General features: G+C 49.6%; 10 protein-coding genes and 1 tRNA gene. 8 read left to right on the top strand and 3 right to left on the bottom strand.

Going from position 1 to position 24277, the window contains the following annotated elements:
- Positions 1-168 precede the first annotated feature (168 nt).
- From BS29_RS09870 to BS29_RS09835, 8 genes are all read left to right on the top strand, one after another.
- Entirely contained in the window at positions 169-2844 is a 2676-nt protein-coding gene (locus BS29_RS09870) for a LuxR C-terminal-related transcriptional regulator (RefSeq protein WP_229953493.1), read from the top strand.
- Between the two features lie 331 nt (positions 2845-3175).
- Positions 3176-4591, top strand: a complete 1416-nt coding sequence (locus BS29_RS09865) for a pepsin/retropepsin-like aspartic protease family protein (protein WP_229953492.1) — start codon at positions 3176-3178, stop codon at positions 4589-4591.
- Positions 4592-4655: 64 nt separating this feature from the next.
- Positions 4656-5606, top strand: a complete 951-nt coding sequence (locus BS29_RS09860; protein ID WP_229953491.1) for a hypothetical protein — start codon at positions 4656-4658, stop codon at positions 5604-5606.
- Between the two features lie 110 nt (positions 5607-5716).
- On the top strand, positions 5717-6163 hold the full coding sequence (locus tag BS29_RS09855; RefSeq protein WP_229953490.1) for a peptidylprolyl isomerase: 447 nt from the start codon (positions 5717-5719) through the stop codon (positions 6161-6163).
- 168 nt (positions 6164-6331) lie between these two features.
- A complete protein-coding gene (locus BS29_RS09850) occupies positions 6332-8578 on the top strand; it encodes a TonB-dependent receptor (protein WP_229953489.1) in 2247 nt (748 codons plus the stop codon).
- A 98-nt stretch (positions 8579-8676) separates the two neighbouring features.
- Positions 8677-10737, top strand: coding sequence for a hydantoinase/oxoprolinase family protein (locus BS29_RS09845; protein ID WP_229953488.1), 2061 nt, complete (start codon positions 8677-8679; stop codon positions 10735-10737).
- Positions 10738-10749: 12 nt separating this feature from the next.
- Positions 10750-12435, top strand: a complete 1686-nt coding sequence (locus tag BS29_RS09840) for a hydantoinase B/oxoprolinase family protein (protein ID WP_229953487.1) — start codon at positions 10750-10752, stop codon at positions 12433-12435.
- A gap of 540 nt (positions 12436-12975) precedes the next feature.
- A complete protein-coding gene (locus BS29_RS09835; RefSeq protein ID WP_229953486.1) occupies positions 12976-21471 on the top strand; it encodes a hypothetical protein in 8496 nt (2831 codons plus the stop codon).
- Positions 21472-22269: 798 nt separating this feature from the next.
- Here BS29_RS09835 and BS29_RS09830 read toward each other — a convergent pair.
- From BS29_RS09830 to moaA, 3 genes are all read right to left on the bottom strand, one after another.
- Positions 22270-22344 (bottom strand) — tRNA-Asn (locus BS29_RS09830).
- 63 nt (positions 22345-22407) lie between these two features.
- Positions 22408-23181 (bottom strand): NAD kinase, encoded by a 774-nt coding sequence (locus BS29_RS09825; RefSeq protein ID WP_229953485.1) that lies wholly within the window; start codon positions 23179-23181, stop codon positions 22408-22410.
- Positions 23178-24170, bottom strand: coding sequence for a GTP 3',8-cyclase MoaA (gene moaA / locus BS29_RS09820; RefSeq protein ID WP_407673686.1), 993 nt, complete (start codon positions 24168-24170; stop codon positions 23178-23180). The genes BS29_RS09825 and moaA overlap by 4 nt, the downstream gene beginning before the upstream one ends.
- Positions 24171-24277 lie beyond the last annotated feature (107 nt).

The following is a 24277-nucleotide window of genomic DNA, read 5'->3' as shown; positions in this document are numbered from 1 at the left end:
TTGTCGACCTGCCAAGATACTTTGAGCTAAACTAGGTCCATAAGCTAGTGATTTAATCATTTACTCCTTGTTACATGATTGTGATAAGCTAGATTCTAATTTCAAACGCGGTGGGACGGTCACAGGTGTAACTATAGAACAAATTCAAAAGAGAATTGCGATAGTCAAATGAAGCTCCCCCAACTTAATCATGATTGGCTTGTTAAGTCGAAATTGGAGATCCCGCGCAGCAAAGTATCACTGGTTCCCCGTTCTCGCTTAACGTCACAAATGGATGAGTGGTTAAAATATGATTTGTGTATTGTTGCTGCTCCTGCTGGCTATGCCAAATCGACTACCATCTCGCAGTGGAGTAAGCGAGAAATTGGGCATGAGAAAGCCGTAGCCTGGCTGACTCTGGATGAGGCTGATGGCGAACCGACACAATTCATTTCCTATTTAATAGCTTCGCTGTCGTCAGCGAATATCCCATTGAAAGGATTGGAGGCGAGCGCGGAAGAAGGTTTCGTCGCGGGCGGAGTTTTAGACGCTCTGTCATCTATTTTAGAGATGATAGCGGAATTTGAATCCTCCCTAGTCATAGTGTTGGACGATTACCATCGGATAGATTCCCCAACAGTTGATTGCGTTGTGCTCGCAATGCTTGATGCAGCACCCGATAACCTTACGGTTGTCATATCGTCTCGCACAACTCCAGCATTTCAAGTTTCACATTTGTTTGCAGAGGGTCGAGCCTGTGAATTGAATAGTGACGATCTGAAATTTTCGAAAAATGAGTTGAGAGAGATATTTGATAGCCAAATAAGCGATGAGATACTTACAACACTATTTCATAGAACAGAAGGATGGCCAGTTGCCGTTCAACTGGCAAAGCTGTTGGTTAAGGGCAATTCTGACAATACCGAATTGGCGAATTTCAAAGGAAGCAGCGGACATATAGCATCATATTTGGCAGAGCAGATCGTTGGCAAGCTTGATACAGACCTGCAAATGTTTTTGATGCAAACATCTCAACTGGAAAACTATACGTCACCTTTGGCTGCTGCTGTTACAAAACGGGCAGATTGTGATTCCATGATCGAACAGCTGGGTCTTCTCAATGCTCTAGTTGTCCCAGTCAGCGAGCCGGAAGGAAGCTACAGATATCACCATCTTTTTAATGAGTATTTGCGCAAAGAACTTCATCGAAGGCACGGTAATCAAGAAGTTCTTGAAGTTCATCGCCGAGCTTCACGTTGGTACCAAGATAACGGATATATTGCAGAGGCAGTACGTCATGCTCGATTGTCTCATGACATTGATCGCTGCGCGGAACTAATTGCAGAAGCCGGTGGATGGGAACTTATCCTTTTTGGTGGCATTGGATATCTGAGAGGTCTGTTACAGCAAGTTCCCCAGGAGGAAATAAAGTGCTACCCTAGGCTTGTTGTAGCCAAGGCCTATCTTGATCTGAAGGACGGTCTTCTCACAAAAGCCCGCGCTTTATTTGATACTGCCAATAACGGTGAACCATCCTCTGATATCGAGCATGATAGCGACCTCGAGAGGGATTTGCTAAATGTCGGAACGCTTTTGTCTGTTTATGAAGATGACCATATAACCGCTGATAAGATTAAAGATATTCAAGCTTCGCAGAACAAGATTCCGGCTAATGATCCTGTTACAAAATCAATTATAAGTTCCCAATTAATAGTATGCCATCTCGCCACAGGGCAATTTTCTGATGCAGAACAAGCGGCACAGTCAGCGGTTCGAAGCATGCGTGAGGCAGGGTCAGTTTTAGGCGTAAACTATTCTTTTTTGCATGCGGGAATTGCTGCGATGTATCAGGGGCGTTTGCGCGCAGCCGAAGCTCATTTCAGCCTGGCTACAAGTATGGCGGAAGAAAATTTTGCCTACGACCCTGGACTTCGTGCCATCTCTAGGCTTTTAACAGTTTATCTGAACTATTGGGCAGGAAGACAGCAAAGCGGTCTTGAAGAACAAATTGATCGAGATCTTGACCGAGTGGAACAATATGATGGTTGGTTGGATATCTACCACGCGACTCTAATTGTTGAACATACTGTTCTTGATAGGGTGACTCGTTCTCTAAAGAGATTTGACAATGTCGCAAGAGAGCGAGGGCTCAATCGTCTCAGCCATTTGACAGGCTCGGCTGCACTCAGGTTTGAAGAATCTTCGGATAGGACGTCATTGGCGTTAAGATTGCAGGAGAGTTTCCCACTTGACTGTTGGAAACTCGATCCGTTCTGCTGGCTCCCCTATTTGGAATCTCGGCTTTCTCTTGCCCACTATTTCTCGTCTATTGATCGCTCGCTGGCTATCGAACAACTCGATAGCGGTATCGAGTGCGCGCGATCATTTGGTGCAAACTTACACTTGACCGTTTTGTTGGTAAATCGATCGAAATTATTTCATATTGCGGGGCGGCGGGAATCTGCAGTTGGTGATTTGGTAGAGGCACTGACTTTTTCTGCTCCAGAATCAATGCGTGGACCCTTTGTCCATGACTATAGCATTCTGCCACTGTTGAGGGCGGTTTTAAGACACGCTCATGATGTCTTTATTGATATTTTGGTAATTGATTTCACCCAATCCCTTATAGCCGAGCTGTCCAAGATGAATACATCTAGATCGGACTTGGAAGGTTTGCTCTTAAGTCGCAGAGAACAGGAAGTGTTGGCTGAGCTTGTTCATGGACACTCAAACAAAGAGATAGCTCGTATCCTTGATATGACAGAACATACTGTGAAGTTTCATTTGAAAAACATATATGCAAAGCTAAAAATCAATACTCGGACCAAAGCAGTTATTGAGGCAAAAAGACTTGGTCTCGCCTGACACAGGCTTTCTATATTTCAATCGAATACGATTGCATATCCTGCGGTGGTTTGAAGCGGCCAGCAGCGAGAATCATACCAGATTTTTGGTAAACTTTAAACAAGGATGCCTCTGGGCAATACGTATAGTTGGTAGAACACCTCTCACTCAGTTTCTTGTAAAAACCTATTAATATCATGATTTTACGAGAAACCTGCTCGAACGAGTAGTTGACAGATTTGTTCTTGCCATGAGACCTTGGGTTTTAATTCGGATGTGAGTTCGAAAGACCATCTGGATAATTTCCTGGCGTACTTTTTCTAATTTTACAGGGTCTCAAACGGAGTGTGTCATGGTCAAAAATTCTTCAGGCTTTTCCCATACCTATGGCTGCAAGTTTTCACATATGATTTCCTTTTTGTGCTTCTCGGCATTGGTATCGGGTTCAGTTAACGCTGCTGAAGAACAAGGCAATAAATACCCTAGGAGCCAGATGAATTACATCGAGCTTCCTCTGCAACGAGGCGGATTGTCGGGCAACGGCGCTGCTCCCTGGTTTACTGATGCTCTCAGCATTGGGGAAAGCAAAATGGATGTAGTTCTAGACAATGGATCGCATTTCAATTGGGCGACCTCTGATAGATGCACAACGCCTGCATGCAATGCCCACAAAAAAGTTAATACTGCGGCTGGTAATATTGCTTGGATCGATGAGTCACCTATGGACATCAGTTGGGGGCCATGGGGAACAATGGCGGTAGGTGTTGGCAAGGGAACTTACAATCTTGCCGATGGCAACGGCTCTTATCTCAGCTATGACCAAAACTTGACCCTGTCCTTGAATTATTCTGGTCCGAAATTTGAATATTTGCCGTGGGGAGCTGGCATTACCCTGCCTTCGGACTCACGATGTGTATGGTCGGTTCCAGCAAACCCGATTTGTCCTACCTTTGATGGAACAGTTGAAAAACCAAAAGGTTCAAAGATATCTAGTGGCTTGTCATCTAGCTTCCTGCTCTATGATCTCTATTTCAACGCAGATAAACTTCAGTATCCTCAATATTCACTGTTTACTGACCGCCCCACCCGATCTGGAAGCTTTTATATGGGAGGCGATAATTACGAAGTCTTCGACAAGTCGACAGCTGTAAATCTTCCCCCGCGTTCAACACCTTTAGGTTATCTGTGGGGTACAAAGCTGCATGAAATGAAAGTTGGGTCAACTTCGCTAGGTGCTTTTGAAAGTGCAACGATTGTTCTGGATACAGGATCATCCCGCTTTAAAGGCGATGCGGCTCATATCATTCCGATTTTGAACCAGCTCCTAAAAGTTCGCGATAGCAACGGCATGCCGGTATTTGAAAGAACCTTTGAAGGAACGCCACAGAAATGGACCAGTCTGAAATATCGCAAAGGGGGACCAAAAGATCATCCAAACTTGCCACCAATTTCAATTGAAATTGGCCAAAGCTGTAAAGGTGTGGATGGACAACATCTGGTCTTAACTCTCGCTCCCGATCAATATTCATATCGTATCGAAGAGGGCGATCAAAGGGGCACTTGGGCAGTTTCAGTTCACGTCCTCGATGGGCTTCCATTCCTGTTGGTTGGTTCAACTGTTCTGGACCTTGTGTATAGCCGTTACAGTTACAACGTACTTCAAACGAAAGATAAACCGGAGCTTATCCAAGGCGATATGACCGTTTTTCGGAAGGCAACGGGCGAGCAGCCCGCCGGATATAGTTGTGTAAAACCCGCATCGGCCTAAGCCAAGCCGGCAATCAAGCAATTATCAACAAAAGCGAACTTTGCATCCAAGTTAGGAGATCGTCATGAAGGTCAACGGGTTTCTAAATTCCATTGCGATATTCGGATTGACCGCAATGACTGGCGTTTCAGCTGCTCAAAGCGGGAAATCGGATGGCGGGTCCATTGCTGGTACTTGGTATAACTCCTATTGCTCTCAAGTTGAACTCACTGCTGGTCCTGGAAACTTGGTGCAGGGAACGTACACATCGCATACTGGTTCTGCGGGTTCGTACAGGATTACTGGTTATATTGGGGTAGCAGCAAAAGATCCCCAGAAAACGAACGGAACCCCGGTTGCACTAAGCATGTATTGGCGAGCAATTAACGTCGATGCTTCAAAAGCTGATGGTTCATGGCATTGGGTGTCGAATTTCGGTGGGCAGCTTCATCCTGCACAGACCGTTAGCGTTCCCGGCCAAAAGCCTTACACTGTTGAAGAAACACTAGAAATTATGAACATGATTGTCGCGACAGCTACGTTCCCGGGTTTTAACAAACAGGCTCCTATAATGTGGCCGGAAACAATCCAGTTCCACAAAACTCCGCCAAACTATTGTGAGCCGATCACGCCGACTCCGGCAATACCTTATAAAAGCGAAGCATCTGACTTGGTGACTGGGACATGGCAAAATAGTGCGGGAGATATCTTGCGCTTAACGGCTGATATTGCAGATGGCACAGTAAGTGGTTTGTTCAACAAAGCCTCAGGTGAAGCATTTAACGTCAAAGGTTTGGTGGATAATTTCTCAAATTTTGTTCCTGGTGTTATGGTTAAAGAACAAGGCGTCAGTTTGTCGCTGTATCAAACCAACGGAGCAGCGAACGGTCTGATGACGATGGCGGGAGGGGTTTCACCATCAAACAGAGCATCGATGAACTTGTTCACAAATAATTTATCGTCCACGGATTGGAACAGTCGCTTTGTTGAATCCACAGTGGACAAGATCAGTTTCAGACGAATCGGATCGCAGTAGTTTGATCCTAGAGATAGAATAGCGTTCGTCTAATGACACAGAATTGTATCGCAGAATTTGAAACAGACTATGGCCCGTTTTCAATGGAGCTGATGCATGGTGTCGCTCCGGTGACTGCTGGCTATTTCAAGGCCTTGATTGAGGTGGGCGCTTTCGATGGTAGTTCGATCTTTCGAATAGTGGGAAAGGACAATGTTGAATGTAGGCCAGACCATCCAATTGAAGTTGTGCAAGGTGGTCTGAAGGCAGGAGATAATCAACCTGTTGCACCCATTGCACATGAACCAACATCACAAACGGGAATTCAGCATATAAAATGGACCGTTTCGGCTGCTCGTTTCGACCCTGGTGAAACTTATGGCAGCTTTTTTATCTGCATGGCAGACACTCCTAGCCTTGATGAAGGTGGGGAACGACATTCCGATGGCCATGGCTTTGCAGGTTTTGGAAGAATTGTCAGTGGCTTCAACGTGTTAGGGGCAATATTTGTGCATAGAGAAGCATCGGAAATGCTTGAGGTTGAAATACCAATTCACCGCGCGCGAATAGTAAAATAGAATCTATCGTAAACAACCGCACGCGACCTGACCAAAAGAGTAGGTCGCTTTCGGGCGAGCCATACCAAAAATGAGCCTACCTATACGTTATCAAGATTGCAGGCGGGTTTCCCAGCGGCCTATCTCAAACGTTCAAGCAAGCAAAATGACGATTTCTGGAAGGAAGTAATGATGCAAGCAAAAACGAAAATTCCACTCGCCTTTCTTTTGGTAACCACATCACTTTCTTCAGTTGGCTCCGAGGTCTATGCACAGGGCGGAGAGCAGGTAAATAGCGATGACATCATTATAGTCACAGCGCGCGGTCGTGAAGAGAGTCTTATCGAAGCCCCTCTGTCCACCACGGTGTTTAGTGGGGAAGATATCGAGGCCGCAGGTATAGACCGGGTTGATGACTTTTTGGGTCTCACTCCTGGGGTTTCCATTGCAAACTCACAGGATTCGGGAACCAATTTCATTACCATTCGTGGTGTTTCTCAGACACGTAACGGGCAGCCGCCTGTCGCCGTTTTGATTGACGGCGTGTTGCAAGTGAACTCGCGCAGTTTTGACCAGCCACTTTATGAGGTGGAGAGCATAGAGGTATTGCGGGGACCACAAGGTGCACTTTATGGTCGCAACGCCACTAACGGCGCTATCATCATCAATACGAAAGATCCAAGCGACGAATTCAGCGGATATGTAAAGGGTGGCTATGGTAGTGGTGAGGAATACTCCGTTGAGGGGTCTGTTTCAGGTCCGCTAGTAGAAGACATGTTGGGTCTTCGAGTTTCGGGACGCTATTATAGTCGGGACGGTTATTTTACCAACGTAGTTTTGGACGATGAAGTCGGCTTTTACGATGAGTTTAATGTCAAGGGTCATTTGCGTTTCACGCCAAGTGATGAGCTTACCATCGATTTACGTGCAACCCATACTGAAAATGACGGCGATGCTCTCAATTATACCTTTCAAGGGGTAACGACTGACCCCGTGACAGGGGAGGTCATTGGCTTTGCGAGCTTGGCTGATGCCAACGCAGTCCAACGCCGTTTTTCGGCTAACAACAGGGGTTTTGATGATCGTAAGGTTAGCCAGATATCCCTCCTAATCAACTATGATCTTGGCTTTGGAAATCTATCATCGGCAACGGCTTGGGATAAACTTCGCCAATCTATAGGGGGCGACCAGTTTCCCTATAGCGCCAATACTACTGTCAATCCCGGGATATCTTTCTCTGATGGTACGCAGACGCAATTTGTCGATGTCGAAGCTGTCAGTCAAGAAATCAGGCTGACATCATACGATGATTCTGCGCTTCGCTGGATGGTTGGCGGCTACTACTTGAATATCAATCGGTTTATTTCATCATCGACAGGCGATGATCTGGGGTTAGGCGTGCTGCCCGTTTTACGAGTTCCATTTCTTGGGAATGCAGTTAATCCAACCAATGGATTTATTGCAGATGACAATGACGACAGAGCCTGGGCCTTGTTCTTCAATGCAGCCTATGATGTGACCGATCAGTTGGAAATTGCCGTTGCTGGTCGATATGATGAGGATCGGCGCAAGCAGACGGTTAGCCTTCAGAACGGTTTCTTTGATGCTGCTGGAAATTTGTTGGCTCCGCAAGGAACACCGGGCGCCGTGAATCGGCGAACTTTTTCGCGATTTCAGCCCAAAGTCAGTGCCCGGTATTTAGCCACCGATGATTTCTCTATCTATGCGTCTTGGGGTCGTGGTTTTCGAAGCGGCCAATTTAATCAGAATGGTGTCGCCGCAGCTGCGGCTGGCGCGGGCTTAGTTGGTGTTACGGATATTTACGATCAAGAAAATACTGAAACACTCGAGGCGGGGCTGAAGTTCAATCTGCCAGGCCGTTTGACGATCTCGGCTGGCGCTTATCATACTACGGTGGAGAACGCCCCCTATTTCGTCTTTGTCGGCGCCGTTGGAGCGCAGATATTGGTGGGAATTGATGAAGTTGAAATTCACGGTGGAGAGCTCGAGCTTTCTGCTAATCTGGCAGATGGTCTGGACTTAGATCTTGGACTTGCGATTAGCGACAGTGAAATCAAGGACTATTCGCTCGACCCCACGCTGGTAGGCAATAAGGCGCCTTATGTCCCCAACGCTTCTTTTAATGCTGGTTTGCAGTATCGTACAGCGATTGCCGGTTCTGTGGGTTTCTTTGGTCGTATGGACTATGAAGTGCGTGGCCGACAGTTCTGGGATCCTGAAAATTCGACCGCTCGCCGTTCGCTTGACTTGGTTGGATTGCGGGCAGGTATTGAAGATGTAAATGGCAAATGGTCGCTTATCGGATCCGTCGAAAACGTGAACGATTTGGCTTATAACTCCGAATATGTGACAGGCGGATTTGCCCATGCCGCAAGTCCTCGAATCTGGCGCATTGAAGGACGTATCAACTTCTAAATATAGTCAACGAGAGCTGCCTGAGAGGTAGGTTGCCCTCACTCATTCATGCCAGTTCATGCGTTGCATGCTGCCATGTATTTTATGGGATTAGGTTTATGAAGATTAGAGCAGCTTCCGACGTAGGAGGGACTTTTACCGATTTGGTTTATTGCGAAGTCAATGACCAAACCGGTGCCATTGAGTCAATCCAAACTAAAAAGGGTCATACTACCCCGCCAAATTTTGAAGAAGGCGTTCTTGATACGCTGAAAAATGCGAATATCTCCTTTGCAGAAATGGTATTTTTTGCTCATGGGTCAACTGTTGTCATTAATGCGTTGACCGAACGCAAAGGTGTGAAAACCGGGCTGATAATGACGCGTGGTTTTCGTGATATCTTGGAAATAGCACGCGGTAATAGGCCTGATTTTTTCAACCTACGCTATCAAAAACCCGAACCTTTCATTCCGCGTTATCTGCGCCGAGAAATTACAGAACGATTGGACTATAAAGGCAAGGTAATCAAAGGTCTGGCTTTGGAAGAGCTGCCCCCCATACTGACTGATTTTAAGGAGGAAGGGGTGGAGGCAATTGCGGTTTGCTTGCTTCATTCCTACGCGAACCCCGATCATGAACAAGCACTGGCAGCAGAGATTAAATCACTCTGGCCTGACGTTGCGATTATTGCCTCACATCACGTGTCGCGCGAATGGCGGGAGTATGAAAGAAGTAACACAGCTGCTCTGTGTGCATATGTACAACCCATAGCCGAAAAATACCTCTCCAATATGGAGGATGCGCTGCATGATAATGGCTTTGATGGTTCGTTTTATGTCATGCGCTCCAATGGCGGTATCGATACGGTAAAGTCCGTCAAGAAAATTTCAATCACGGCAGTGGAGTCTGGTCCAGCTAGCGGTGTGTTGGGTGCGGCAGCGCTCGGCAAGCTATTGGATATCCAGAATATCATTGCCTTTGATGTTGGCGGGACGACAGCGAAATGTTCACTCATTGACAATGGCCGCGTTTCAGTAACCAGCCAATATATGATCGAGAAAACCACGATGTCTGCAGGCTATCCGATTATGACGCCGGTGGTTGATATTGTCGAGATCGGCAACGGTGGTGGCTCAATTGCTTGGATCGACAATTATGACAAAATGCATGTCGGACCACAGAGCGCAGGCGCACTGCCTGGGCCCGTGGCTTATGGCAAAGGAGGAAGCGAGCCGACGACCACCGATGCCAACTTGATGCTAAACCGTATCAATCCGGACTATTTCATTGGCGGAGAAATTCAGGCGGATATGAAAAAAGTCTATGCAGCATTTGAAAAATTGGGTGACAGGATCGATTTGCCCCCCCGGGATGCTGCGCGCGGCGTTGTTCGCATTGCCAATCACAATATGGCTAATGCACTGAAATTGGTTTCAACCAACCGCGGTTATGATCCGCGCGATTTCACCATGGTCGCTTTTGGCGGTGGCGGTGCAATGCACGCTGCCGCGTTGGCCAAGGAACTGAATATTCCAAAAGTCATCGTACCTGCGCATTCTGCGGTCTTTTCTGCTTGGGGAATGCTGTTATCCGATCTGCGTCGCGACTATGTGCGAACCAGCCCGATGCCGCTCGATATACTGAAGGCTGCTGCTATGAGTAAGGCCTTTGTGGAAATGGAAAATGAGTCCTTGGCTTCCTTCACTGAAGAAGGTTTCAGCAATGATGACATCTATTTCGAACGTTTTCTAGATATGCGCTACGAAGGACAGGAACACTCTGTCCGCGTACCAATCACATCTTCGCAATTCGCCGAAGAGAGTATAGATTTATTACGTCGCGATTTTGGTGATGCCTATGAACGTGAATATACATATCGACTGGACAATGATGTCGAGATTGTGAGTTTTCATCTTGCTGCCTATGCGACGATCGAAAAGCCTGAGCTCTCCGCGATCGCCGAGAATATGGATATCAAGGGTGCTATCAAAGAGATGAGGGATGTTGACTTTGATGAGGCGGGAATTGTCAAGACTGTGATCTATAATCGCGAAAAATTGGGCGCGGGAGCAAATATCAAAGGTCCGGCCGTGATCGAAGAGTCAGGTACTACGACGGTCATTTTTCCCGACCAATCAGCAACGGTTGATCAATATGGTAACTTGCATATTACAATATAGGAGAAGCTCAACATGGCCAGGGCAAAAACAACACTGAAAGTGATTGAACATGACCCTATAACGATAGAGATTATACAAAGTTCGCTGCGTGCTATTACCGATGAAATGTTTGCAACCATGCGCAAGACAGCGATGAGTTCAATCATCTATGAAGTACTCGATTTTGGCGTTGCGATGATGGATGCTGAGGGTGAACTGGCGAGTTCGGGTTCTGGAATTCCTAGCTTTGTAGGCATGCTGGCACCAGGCATTAAATCGGTCATGCAGAAATTTGCGGAGCCTGGTGATATTAAACCAGGTGACGTCTTTGCTACTAACATTCCGCATCATGGTGGCGTTAGCCATTTGAATGACGTCGTGCTGATGCAGCCTGTGTTCTCCAAGGGGCAAATCATAAGCTGGCTCGCCAACAAGGCCCATTGGGTAGACGTAGGAGGAACTTTTCCTGGCAGTATCAGTGTGGATGCGCTGGATATATATCAGGAAGGTCTTCAGTTACCGTGCATTAAAGTTATTGAAGAAGGAAAAGAGAATCAATCAGTTATAGATATTCTGGCAGGCAACTCACGTGTGCCGGATATCACCGTCGGTGATTTCTGGGCAGGCATTGCATCCATGCGTTCAGGTGAAAAGCGTTTGCAGGCGCTCATCAAGAAATATGGGGATGAAACGGTGCGTGTCGCGATCGCTGAATATATAGCACTGGGCGAAGTCATGGCCCGCAATGGGCTTAAAAAGCTTCCGAAGGGCGTCTACTCAGCGACTGAGAAACTGGAGGATGGCCGTCTTGTGAGGGCAGTTGTGGCAATCACTGAAGATGCCTTTACCGTTGATTTACGCGGCAATCCAAAACAGGGGGGAAATGCGCTTAACTCGTCTAAAGATGCCACTATTGTGGATGCTCAAATGATCTTTAAAGCAATAACTGATCCTCAGTCTTTTGCTAATGCAGGATCTTTTCGACCAGTTGAGGTTTTGACTGACGAAGGATCAATTTTTGACGCACAATATCCGGCCGCTACGAGTGTGTATTATGAAACAGGTATGATTTTGTTTGATCTTATCTGGAAAGCGTTGGCTCCATCCATGGAGCAGCATCTGACCGCAGGCCATTATGGATCGATCTGCGGAACATTCTTGGGAGGCAAACACCCCGATACGGGAAAGGAACATTCAATAGTCGAACCGCAACTGGGAGGTTGGGGAGCAAGCCTAGATAGTGACGGCGTTAATGCGCTTTACACCGGTCAGCACGGTGAAACCTTTAATGTGCCTGTCGAAGTTGCTGAACAGCGCAACGGTCTAATGATCGATCGACTATCCCTGAATGATGCGCCGGGTGGCGAAGGTCAATATATCGGCGGAAAGGGAATAAATCTTGACTACCGCATCATTGGCGAAGATTGGTGGATATCAATGGTTTATGTGCGCTCTAAAAATGGTCCATGGGCTCTAAATGGTGGGCTGCAGGGCAGCACGAACTATATCAATGTTGTTCGCAAAGATGGTAAAGAAGAACGCTACTCATCTTGCACGGCTTTGCGGCTTGAAAAAGGCGATGTTGTGCAGGTGGTTACGGCCAATGGTGGTGGTTATGGCCCGCCAAGAAAACGTCGGCAAGAAAGCGTTTTGTCCGACTTAAGAAATGGCTACATTACAGCAGCAACGGCGCGTGATATCTACGGTATCGAAGCCTGAAACTTCGTGGATACCTTAAGCCGCGAGTCTGGAGGGTTCACGTGGAAAAATAGGGCGAGGAATAGACTGTTTTGTGTGCGTAGAATTCCAAAATGTCATTTTTCCATTCAATTCCATTTAGCTCTCATTGTCGTTGGAGATCGGGGCCTGAGAATATATCTCGAAGGCTCCATCTGCAATGGGCTCGGAGAAGACCGTGTACCAATCGACCGGACGGTCTTTTCCTTGACAGATATATCGGTCGTTGTTCGCGGCTAGAGCCATAGCCCGCTTCTGTTTCCGCAGCTTTGACGCCAAACCAGCCGATTCAAAGATTTCATCACTAACTGCCTGTTGCGAGAGCCGATCGGAAGCGATCAGTTGATGATGATCAATTCCATAAAGTATAAAATAAATAACCAAATGGAATATCAGCAAAATTACCATTGCCAGTAGAATATAACTCCATAAATAGTAATTTGTTTATTCAATGATTATTCTAATTATTATTTCAGACGTTCAATTTAATTTGTGACGTAATCAACTGGGAGTGAGTTTAGCGTGATAAAGGGTAACAATATTCTGGGATGCATTATACCTGGCGCAAGCAAAAACTGGTCCAACTATATCGTAAAAAACCGTAAGCAGGCTTTAGCCAGTCTTTTTATAGGCGGTTCTACCGTTGCTCTTTCCCTTTCTTTAAACACAGAAGCCCAAGCACAGGCCGTACCGGCCGAATGTACGCCCAATCCGGCCTTGACCGGCGACACTATTGTCTGTGTTGCGCCCGCCCCCGCCGAAATAGACGGTATCGCGACAACTGTCGACGACCTGACTGTTGTCGTTGGCGATGCGGCGACCCCGACCACCGTCAACTCGGCAAGTAGCGATGGTATATCTATCCGGGGTGGCGGTTCCCAGACGCTGAACATTGTCAACACAGGCTCCGGCGTGATCGGTGCAAACCGCGGTGTGGACACAATTGTTACCGGTGGCGTTGGTGATCTGACAGTGGTTGCAGAGGGCGAGATCACCGGCAACGGTAGCTACGGAGTCTCGGCAGAAAATCTTGGTACAGGTGCTGTTTCCGTGACGACGGCTGATGTGACCAGCAGCAACGGTGTCGGCATTCTTGCGGTCAGCCTTGGCGGCGGTGTTACAGTGGACAGCAGCGCTGGCATGGTTATGGGCGGTGACGACGGTGTGTCGGCGGGAAATTTTGGCACAAGCGTTGTTTCCGTGACGACGGCTGATGTGACCAGTAGCAATGGTGTCGGCATTAAGGCGGTCAGCAGGGGTGCCGGTGTTATAGTGGACAGCAGCGCGGGTACGGTTATGGGCGGTGACGACGGCATCCGTGCGGAGGATACAGGCGCAGGTTTGATTTCTGTGACCACGGCCGATGTGACTGGCACTGGTGGTACCGGCATTTTTGGGCGCAGCTTTGGCGGCGGTGTTACAGTGCACAGCAGCGCAGGAACGGTTATGGGCGGTCACGACGGCGTCTTTGCGGAGGATGCTCGCGGCGGTGCTGTTTCCGTGACGGTGGATGATGTCACTGGCACCAATAGACTCGGCATTCTTGCGCGCAGCTTTGGCGGCGGTGTTACAGTGCACAGCAGCGCAGGAACGGTTATGGGCGGTCACGACGGCATCTTTGCGGAGGATGCTCGCAGCGGTGCTGTTTCCGTGACCACGGCCGATGTTACTGGCACTGGTGGTGCCGGTATTTATGCGCGCAGCTTTGGCGGCGGTGTTACAGTGAATAGCAATGCAGGCGCGGTTATGGGCGGTAACGACGGCATTTTTGCGCGGGATTCTCGGGGCGGTGCTGTTTCCGTGACCACGGCCGATGTTACTAGCACTGGTGGTACCGGCATTTTTGCGCGCAGCTTTGTGCGCAGCTCTGTCAGGTCTATTACTGTGAATAGCAGCGCAGGCACGGTTATGGGCGATAACGACGGCATCCGTGCGGAGGAGACAGGCTTTGGCTCTGTTTCCGTAACCACGGCCGATGTTACTGGCACTGGTGGTACCGGCATTTTCGCTTTCAGCTCTGGCGGTATTGCAGTGAATAGCAGTGCAGGCACGGTTGTGGGCGGAGACAGCGGCATTGTTGCGCGGGATGCAAGCGACGGTGCTGTTTCTGTGACCACGGCCGATGTTACCGGCACCAATGGTCAGGGTATTTTTGCGTTCAGCAGGGGCGGCGGCATTACGGTGGACAGTAGCGCAGGCACGGTTATAGGTAGCAACAGGGGCATTGTTGCAACGGATACACGCGCAGGCGATGTTTCGGTGACGGTGGACGATGTGACCGGCAGTACAATTGGTATCGACAGTGATGCAGTGAATGGTGACACGGTCATCACGCTGAGCTCAACGGCGGTCGTGACGGGACAAACCGAAACTGGCATAGATGCGCGCTCCACTGGTACCGGCAGGATTACCATTCAGGGCAGTTCGGGCGATGTGGTTGGCGCAACCGATGGCATATTCAGCCGCTCCGCTGGGGCTGCGATCACGATCGATAATCTCGACAGCGTAACCGGCAATGCAGGTGACGGCATTGATGCAATGTCGAATGGCGGCAATATTACGATCACGGATGTCGACACCATCCTTGGAACCGGCGGCAATGGCATATTGGCTGCTGCAGGCACCGGCGATATCTCGATACAGGGCACCGGCCGGGTTGGCGGGATTACCGGCACGAATGGTGCCGGCATTCTCGCGATAAACTTTGGCGATATTGCGGTGGACAGCGGCGCTGGCATGGTTGTGGGCAGCAACGAGGGCATCTTTGCGCAGGGCGGAGGTTCGGTTTCCGTGACCACGGCCGATGTGACTGGCACTGGTAGTGTCGGTATTAACGCGGGCAGCTCAGGCGGCGGTGTTACAGTGGATAGCAGCGCAGGCACAGTTATCGGCGGTGACGACGGCATTCGTGCGCAGAATACAGGCGCAGGTAATGTTTCGGTGACGGTGAATGATGTGACCGGCGATGATGTTGGTATCCTTACCCGGGCTGGCAGTGGCACAACAATGATTACGCTGGGTGCAACTGCAGATGTAGAAGGCACGGCGGAGCAGGGTATTTTTGCGACGTCCACAGGCGCGATGGCCAATATCACGGTTCAGGGCAGTTCCGGCACGATTGTGGGCGGCACCGATGGTCTTGAGATCGGCACAATGGGCGCGGACATATTGGTCGATAATATCGCCAGCATCACCGGCAATGCAGGCGACGGCATTGATGCAATGTCGAATGGCGGCAATATTACGATCACTGATGTCGACACCATCCTTGGCACCGGCGGCAATGGCATATTGGCTGTTGCAGGCACCGGCGATATCTCGATACAGGGCACCGGCCGGGTTGGCGGGATTGCCGGCACGGGTACGGGCAACATCACTATCGGCGGAGTAAATTTCATCAATGGCGCTGGCATATTGGCGGTGACCGAGGGGGCGATTAACATTGGCGACGCAGCAGCAATTGGTGATGTGACCAGCAGTAACGGTAACGGCATTTTCGCGCTCAGCACTGGCCGCGGTGTTACAGTGGACAGCAGCGCTAGCACGGTTATGGGCGGTAACGACGGCATTTTTGCGGTGGATGCCGGCACAGGTTCGGTTTCCGTGACCACGGCCGATGTTACCGGCACCAATGGTCAGGGTATTTTTGCGCGCAGCTCCGGCGGCGACATTATGGTGGACAGCAGCGCAGGTGCAGTTATGGGCGGCATCGTTGTGCAGAGTACAGGCATAGGTGCGATTTCTGTGACCACGGCCGATGTCACTGCCACTCGTGGTGCCGGCATTTTCGCGTTCAGCTCTGACGGCGGTGGTGTTACAGTGGACAGCAGCGCAGGTACGGTTATGGGCAGCGTCGGCATCCGTGCGTGGGATATAGGCGCAGGCGATGTTTCGGTGACGGTGGATGATGTGACTGGCGGTACAATTGGTATCGACAGCGATGCAGTGGATGGCGACACGGTCATCACGCTGGCCTCAACAGCGGTTGTGACGGGACAAGCCGGTGCTGGCATAGATGCCAGCTCCACTGGTACCGGCACGATTACCATACAGGGCAGTTCGGGCGACGTGGTCGGCGCAACCGATGGCATATACAGCCGCACCGCGGGGACAGCGATCACGATCGATAATCTCGACAGTGTAACCGGTCAGGCCGGCGACGGAATTGATGTGGCTTCGGCGGGTGGTGCGATCACGATCACTTCTGTTGATACGATTACTGGCACCGGTGGTGTTGGCATTTTGGCGAACAGTGCGGGCGGTGACGTCTCCATTCAGGATGTGGGCACTATCGGCGGTGTTACAGGAACTGGTGGAACTGGCATTTTTGCTGATACACGCGGCGGTACAGGTGGCAACATCAATATTGGCGATAGCATCAGCAATGGCAATGTAAGTGGCCGGCTTGCCGGTATCGTTGCATATGCTGACGTTGCCGGGTCGATCAGTATTGATTCCAGCGGCAGCAGCGTCATGGGCAGCAATATTGGTATATTCGGCTCTGCCGATTTGGGTGATATTGATATTACGGCTGGCGATATCACAACAACCGCGATTTCAACCGGACCACTTTCGGTATTTGCAGTTGACGGTATCGGGTCAGGTGATGTCAATGTTACATTGACAGGCAACGTTACGACCGATGGAGCAGGTGTAGCTGCGCGCGCTATTGGCATGGGATCCGTTTCTGTAGATGCAGGCAGCGGGACCGTCACTAGCTCCGGTACGACGGACGCGGGTATTTTGGCCGTAATTTCTGGCCCGGTTAATTTTTTTGATCCGGGCACAGGTACGGACATCATTGTTTCGTCAACGGGCGATGTGACCGGCGGTACCAACGGCATCGAGACCATTAATCGGGGCTTCGGCAGCACAACCATCACCGCACTCAATAGTACGGGCACAATTGGCGATGGCATCAATGCTATTAGCGGCGCTAATGCTACCGATTTGTCCATCACCTCCACCGGCACGGTCATCGGCGGTCGAAATGGCATTTACGGCGGTCAAAATGGCAGCGGCATTCTCAATATCAACGCCAATAATGTCACCGGTTCCGGCTATGGTATCCTAACCAGACAAAGCGGCGCCGGTGCGCAGACGATTGTAGCCAACAATGTCACCGCCACCACAAATGCAGGCATTTTTGCCAATGGTAGCGGCAGCAGTCTTGATATCACGGTTACGGGAACCGCATCTGGTCTCAATACAGGTATTGATGCGCGAAACGAAGGCAGTGGTGCACTCGCCATCAATGCCGTGAACGCGACCGGGACCAATTTTACCGGCATTTTCGCGCGTAACGGAAGCTATGGCCCCGCAGGAACAGATCTCTCCATCACGACTACCGGCACAGTGAGCGGTGCGACCGGCATTAATGCGGTCAACAATGGTACTGGACTGTTGTCCGTCATGACTGCTGATGTGACCGGGACATCGGGCAACGGTATCTTTGCAAGCAACAGTTCCGCAGGCACAAATCTTGTCATAGGTACCACTGCTGGTGATGTTGTCAGTGCCAATGATGGCATCCGCGCCGAAAACTATGGTTCCGGTATATTATCTATCACCAGCGCCGATGTAACGGGTACAGCAAGAAATGGAATATTTGCCTTAAACTCAGGAACTGATCTGACGATCAACAGCAGTACGGGCACCGTTACGGGCGGTACTTATGGCATAAGAGTTGAGAATGAAGGCGCAGGTGCAACAGTGGTGCATGCTCAGGACGTGTCGGCAACTGATGCCACATATGGCCGAGCGGTGTCAGCAAGGACTGCTGGATCAGCGCTTTCAATTACCGCGGCTGGAGATGTTAACGCTCGAGTAGGAATTTATGCGCGTCATAGCGGTAGCGGCGATACGATCATCACCGCAAATAATATCGAAGCTTCGCAGGCCGCAATTGATGTGCGAAATCAATCTTTCGGAGCGCCGGCTTCCAATGATTTAATAGTTCGAACCACAGGCATAGTATCCGGGGGTATTAGCGCTGTTAATTCCAACGCTGGCAGCGTTTCGGTTTCTACTAATTCAGTCACGGCAGCGCTTGGCTTTGGTGGCAATGCTATCACAGCGTTGGGTTTTGGTACCTTCGTTGACGTTAATGCAACGGGCAATGTTGTAGGCGATTTTATCGGTATTAGGGCAAATAACGGAGGAAGTGGGGCCGTGACGGTATCTGCTACAAATGTATCTGCACTTACTGGCACAGCGATAGATGCGAGCAGCTCATCTGGTACTGGTATAACAATCACCACAACTGGTGTGATATCCGGCTTACGGTCAGGTATTGAGGCTAGAAGCTTCGGCACAGGCGAGGTTAACATACAGGTCAATGAGGCCTTAGGGCAAAATGGCTATGGTATATTGGCAGTAAACGGGGCTGCTTCTACCCTTTCACCTCCGGGCACGGATTTGATTATAGAAGCCTCTGGTCCGGTCTCTGGCGCCGTGGCAGGCATTTTTGGCCGCAACTATGGCACTGGTATTTTATCGATTGAAGCGGTTGATGTAGCAGCTAGCGATGGATTTGGCATTTACGCGGACCAGTTTGCAAATCCAGGTCGCGAAACAGGAAATTTGGAAGTGATAACCGCTGGCTTAGTTACGGGCTCAACGGATGGAATTAAGGCTACTAACCGAGGCACCGGAATGCTTTTGATCACCACGGCCGATGTGACCGGTACTGCCGGTAACGGCATAGAGGCATCGGGTAGGGCAGCATCTGCGGGCATCAGCATCGACAGCAGCGCCGGCTCTGTGACGGGCGGTCTCAATGGTATTAATGTAAGCCATTCTGGCACCGATAGTGTCGTTATAAATACGGCTGTTGTGAGCGGCGGTAGAACAGGTATTTTTGCCGATGCAGGAACCGGTGATTTGCTGCTCGATATCGGCGGTGATGTCACCGGCGGTGACAACGGCATCGTCACCGTTACGGAGCGCGGCACCGATTTGACCGTCGCTGTAGGCCAGATAATCAGCGGCGGCACCACTGGTATTGCCACCATGGCGCAGGGCGGCAGCACAACCTCGAACGACACTCTCAATATCCTTGGCACCGTGAGCGGCGCGATCATGACCTTTGAGGGTGATGACATCGTCACAGTGGCAGATAGCGGCACTGTTAACGGCGCGATCATGCTCGGTGCAGGCGCGGACACGTTTAACTTTAATGGCGGCACAACAGAGATGCTTCGCGGCGGTGATGATGCCGACACGCTCAACTTTGACGCAGCAGCTGGCCTCATTAACAATAGCGGCGGCGCAGGCGATAGCATTGCGGAATTTGAAACCTATAATTTCAATGTTGATGGCTACACCCTGGGCGGCTCACATGTTGGTTTGAATAACGTCAATTTCAATGCAGGCGAGACGATCTTGCTAGGCACGCTATCCTCTGTCCAAAGCACCGTTGCAACTGGTGCCAGCTTGCAGGCCGCAAACGGGGCAATTTTGAACGGTAATCTCACCAATGGCGGTAGCCTTGGCGTGAATATGGCCGGGTTCGGTAATTTTGCTATCAATGGTGATTTTACCCAAACTACTGACGGCGATCTGACTCTGAATGTCGGAACACTGCCTGATTTCGATAGTATCACTGTATCTGGTGATGTTACATTGGCAGGCAATTTGACACTTAACCAGTCCGAGATACCAAAGACAGATACTATCACTTTGATTGATGGCGGTACTGGCCTCTCTGGTCGCTTTGATAACGTGAACGGTTTGTTTGATGGCGTGCTTGTCAGCCAGGAACTGGTCTTTGATCGCGTAGATTTTGGTGTGAACCTGGTGACCAAGCCGACCGACTTGAGTGGTATTGGCGGATTATCAATAAATCAGCGCGCGGCAGCGCAATCACTGACCGGCGATTTGCTTGCTGGCAGGCTAGTTGGCGGCATTGAAGCTCTTACTTTGGGTCTTGACGGGCTTGCGGATGAAGCGACACTCCCCGCATTGCTTGACGAGCTTGTTCCCGAAATCGCCAATGCCGGTATTGATGGCAGCAGGTTCACTCAGAGCCAGTTTTTACAAACTCTGTTGAATATTTATCAACCCAGCGATTCCAATGATAGCGACACGGCATCCGTTCTCCGCAGTAGCGCTACCAATATCGACAGACGATCTGAGAATGGGCTTACCGGAAGTGGTGGCGAGACAGAAAGCCCTGCCATCTGGGGCTCTGTAAACTATAATTATCATCGCAATGATACGACCATTAACAATATCGGTTATCGTTCGGATGGATTTGAACTAACAGCAGGTATTGCCAATATTGACCTTGCTGGATGGAAAGTTGGGTTTGCAGCGCGCCATTCCGATTTTGATAGCCGTGGTTTGCGTGGAACAGTCGACACCGCAGACAGCGATCTGTTCCGCTTCGGTATTCATGGCAGCGCTGGCTTTGGCGGCGGCTCGTCAGGACTGACTGGGCATATCGACCTTGCCGTGACCTACGGGACTGGTGAAAATGGCTTGACCATGGTTACGGCGGGGGGCGTGCCTGGTTTCGGAGCCACCCAGACAGGTAAAGCTGATAGTGAGACTTATGGCGCAGGATTGCAGATTACCATTGATGGTAACGGCGAAGATGTCTGGCCTGTTCGACCATTTGTCAGCATCCAATATGATCACTTTAGTCAAGATTCTATAGCACTGGTGGGTAATGGTATCACTGATCTGCAAATTGATGCAGTTGATTTTGATCGCATCACTTTCGGCTATGGCCTAAATTTTGAACAGGATTGGGATCAGACATCTGTAAGGCTGAGCGCTGTTGGATATCACCATCGCGGGGATACACAATCCAGCATTACTTCGCGTTTTATTGCAGCAGGGCCGGGTTCATCGGCTTTTACCACTCTTGGTTTTGATATCGAAAATCGATGGCAATTAAGCGGCGGTATTAGCCAGGGCTTTGGCGATGGCTGGTCGCTTTCAGCAGATGGTCATGCTGGATTCGGTGATTTGAAAAGCTTTGGCGGCGCGATTAAAATCAAGAAGAGATTCTAGTTTTTGCCTAGCATGATTTGCGTCAGTTACTGCTGATCACTGCATGAGCTTTCGTTTTAAACAATAGAGCCGCGGGCTGCATGCTACGAGTGTCATAGTTCAACTCGAAGCTGCCGCCGAGGAAGGGGGGGCTGATCTGACACTATGCTTGAAGCTGTACTGATGCCGATCAGGATGAGGCTGACAGAACATAGTTGCGGTTAACAATCCGCTAGCTTTTTTTGACGTCAATAAACACCCAAAACGCAGCTTTGAGGGACCTTTAAGAAGGAGTCGAACGTTCAAAATTAAGGCGCAAAGCTGACGTCGCAAGCTCGATCAAAGTGGGCCAGTAATAGGTTATGAACCGAAAGAGAACCCCACCGAACCATTTCAAGGTATTATTTCTAATTGCCAGCGGACTCTATGTTTGGCACGTTTCCTTCCCAGACTCGGTCGTATTGGAAGTGTGGACTAGAGTCTGCTTGCGAGAAAAAATGGAAATTCCTTTACTTTCCTACAACCCGTCTCATGGGTTACGCTCAACTTGGCTCTTTAACATTGGCGAATGTAAGACGGTGATGCGGTCTGGTGGGCGTTTGCGAAAGGTCACACTCGCCTAAGTCAAATCCATTGTTAATTAATTGACATTAAAAGATTTGTAGCCGGGCATATCGAATACAAAACCGGTTTTCCATGTGAACAACAAGCGCAGGTTTATGGTTCGCTTGCGGGATCAAATGGACGCAGAAATAGGCGCGTGATCGATCTAGTGCGATCGCACTCGCATATATTTATGGTCTTGATTTGTGAGAAAAATGGCTCCCCGGGACGGATTCGAACCATCGGCCAATCGATTAACAGTCGATTGCTCTACCACTGAGCTACCGGGGAATAGAAGCGATTTGCATCACAACGAGCGCGGCTATAGCAACGTCATTCGCACCCGGCAAGCCATCAAACAACAAATTGTTCCATTGCGATCCGATCGTCCAAAGCATGCTCTGGATCAAACAACATGGTCAGGGTCTGATTGCGGTCTATCGAGATGGTCACCTGGGCAACATCACGGACCTCTTGTTGGTCACCAACCGCACTTACAGGCCGTTTTTCGGCATTCAACACCTTAATGCTGATCGGCATTTTGTCTGGCAATATAGCCCCCTTCCAACGCCGGGGTCGGAACGGACTGATGGGTGTGAGAGCCAGTAAATTTGATCCCAGCGGCAATATTGGTCCGTTAGCTGAAAGATTATAGGCGGTCGATCCTGCTGGTGTCGCGATCAATATGCCATCGCAAACCAGTTCTTCGAGCATGATTCGGTTATTGACCTGAATTTCCAGTTTAGCGGTTTGTCTTGTTTCCCTCAGCAGGGAAACCTCGTTTATTGCCGGCAACACAAAACTGGCACCAGAGATTGTTTCCACTTCCATTTTTAGCGGACGAACCTTGAACGGTCGCGCGCCCTCGATACGCCTGACAAGATCATCCTCGTGCCAGTTGTTCATCAGAAAACCGACGGTGCCGAGGTTCATGCCATAAACCGGCATGATTTTTCGCCGGTTGAGCATTTGATGCAATGTTTGCAGCATGAAGCCATCACCGCCCAGAACGACGGCCTTGTCCGCTTCTTCAATGGGAACCCAGTCCATCAAGGGCTGGAGCTTCTCTCCCGCTTCCTGTGCCTGCGGGGTAGGGGACACGACCAGTGCCCATTTTGATTCGCTCATCCGCCCGTGACGTTCATGTGACGCTCCAATATCTCTGCGGACCCGTCTAGCTGCGCATTAAATTCATGTCGTAACGGTTTGAGCTTCAAAGCCTTTTGAAGCAACCGATCGACAGCCTCGATACCTTCATTGCGCACCGCGGCGCGTAAATCAACATGTGCGTTATGACCAAGGCACATAAATATTTTGCCATCGGTTGTCAGCCGCAACCGATTGCAATTATCGCAGAAATTTTGGCTGAGCGGTGTAATCAGACCAAGTCGCAGCCCCAATGGCTCAATCGCAAGATAGCGCGCCGGACCTGCGCTTCTATGGGAAATTGGATTAGACGAATATTGGCCCAATAATGGAGCGATAAATTCTTCGGTCGGGATATGCTCGAGTTTTCTATCTGCTCCAACATCGCCGAGCGGCATCGTTTCAATAATTGTCAGATCATGCCCGTTTCTGGCGCAATATTCTGCCATTGGTAACAAGGCGTCCTGATTAAACCCTCTCAGGGCCACCATATTGATCTTGATCTGAATTCCAACCTGCTTTGCGGCGTCAATGCCAGCTAAAACCTGCTCCACTTTTCCGCCGCGGGTTATCTCTGCGAAATCCGCCGGATTCAGAGTATCCATGCTCACGTTTATGCGCTTTACATTGTGCTTCGCCAAATGATCGGCATATTCACTCAATAATGCTCCGTTGGTTGTCAGTGTGAGTTCTTCAAGCTCACCAGATTTAACTTTACGCCCAAGGCGTTGGATCACTTCACTCATATCCCGTCTGACCAAAGGCTCGCCCCCGGTAAGTCGGATTTTCTTGACCCCATGACCGATAAAACGTTCGGCAATAAGCGTGATTTCTTCCAATGTGAGCAGTTCAGATTTGGGCATGAAAGTCATTTTCTCTGACATACAATATTGGCAGCGAAAATTGCATCGGTCGGTGACCGAGATTCGCAGATAGTCAATTTTGCGGCCAAATCCGTCTTGCATCGCCATATCCCATCAATTGTCGGCGAAAATCCTAGCGTTTTGTTGAGATGCAAGCAACGGCCTATAAAGATTTAGCCGCTATGGAAAAAGATAGGAATTTTGCCGTTTGTCAA

It is taken from the genome of Parasphingorhabdus litoris DSM 22379 (assembly GCF_020906275.1).
GTDB classification, from domain to species: Bacteria; Pseudomonadota; Alphaproteobacteria; order Sphingomonadales; family Sphingomonadaceae; genus Parasphingorhabdus; species Parasphingorhabdus litoris.
The sequence above is the reverse complement of the archived record's forward strand: the minus strand, read 5'-3'. Positions and strand labels throughout refer to the sequence as shown.

Bases quoted from the DNA above. Each gene is read 5' to 3' on its own strand.
- BS29_RS09870 (WP_229953493.1), top strand. From the start codon at position 169: ATGAAGCTCCCCCAACTTAATCATGATTGGCTTGTTAAGTCGAAATTG.
- BS29_RS09865 (WP_229953492.1), top strand. From the start codon at position 3,176: ATGGTCAAAAATTCTTCAGGCTTTTCCCATACCTATGGCTGCAAGTTT.
- BS29_RS09860 (WP_229953491.1), top strand. From the start codon at position 4,656: ATGAAGGTCAACGGGTTTCTAAATTCCATTGCGATATTCGGATTGACC.
- BS29_RS09850 (WP_229953489.1), top strand. From the start codon at position 6,332: ATGATGCAAGCAAAAACGAAAATTCCACTCGCCTTTCTTTTGGTAACC.
- BS29_RS09845 (WP_229953488.1), top strand. From the start codon at position 8,677: ATGAAGATTAGAGCAGCTTCCGACGTAGGAGGGACTTTTACCGATTTG.
- BS29_RS09840 (WP_229953487.1), top strand. From the start codon at position 10,750: ATGGCCAGGGCAAAAACAACACTGAAAGTGATTGAACATGACCCTATA.
- BS29_RS09825 (WP_229953485.1), bottom strand. From the start codon at position 23,181: ATGAGCGAATCAAAATGGGCACTGGTCGTGTCCCCTACCCCGCAGGCA.
- moaA (WP_407673686.1), bottom strand. From the start codon at position 24,170: ATGGCGATGCAAGACGGATTTGGCCGCAAAATTGACTATCTGCGAATC.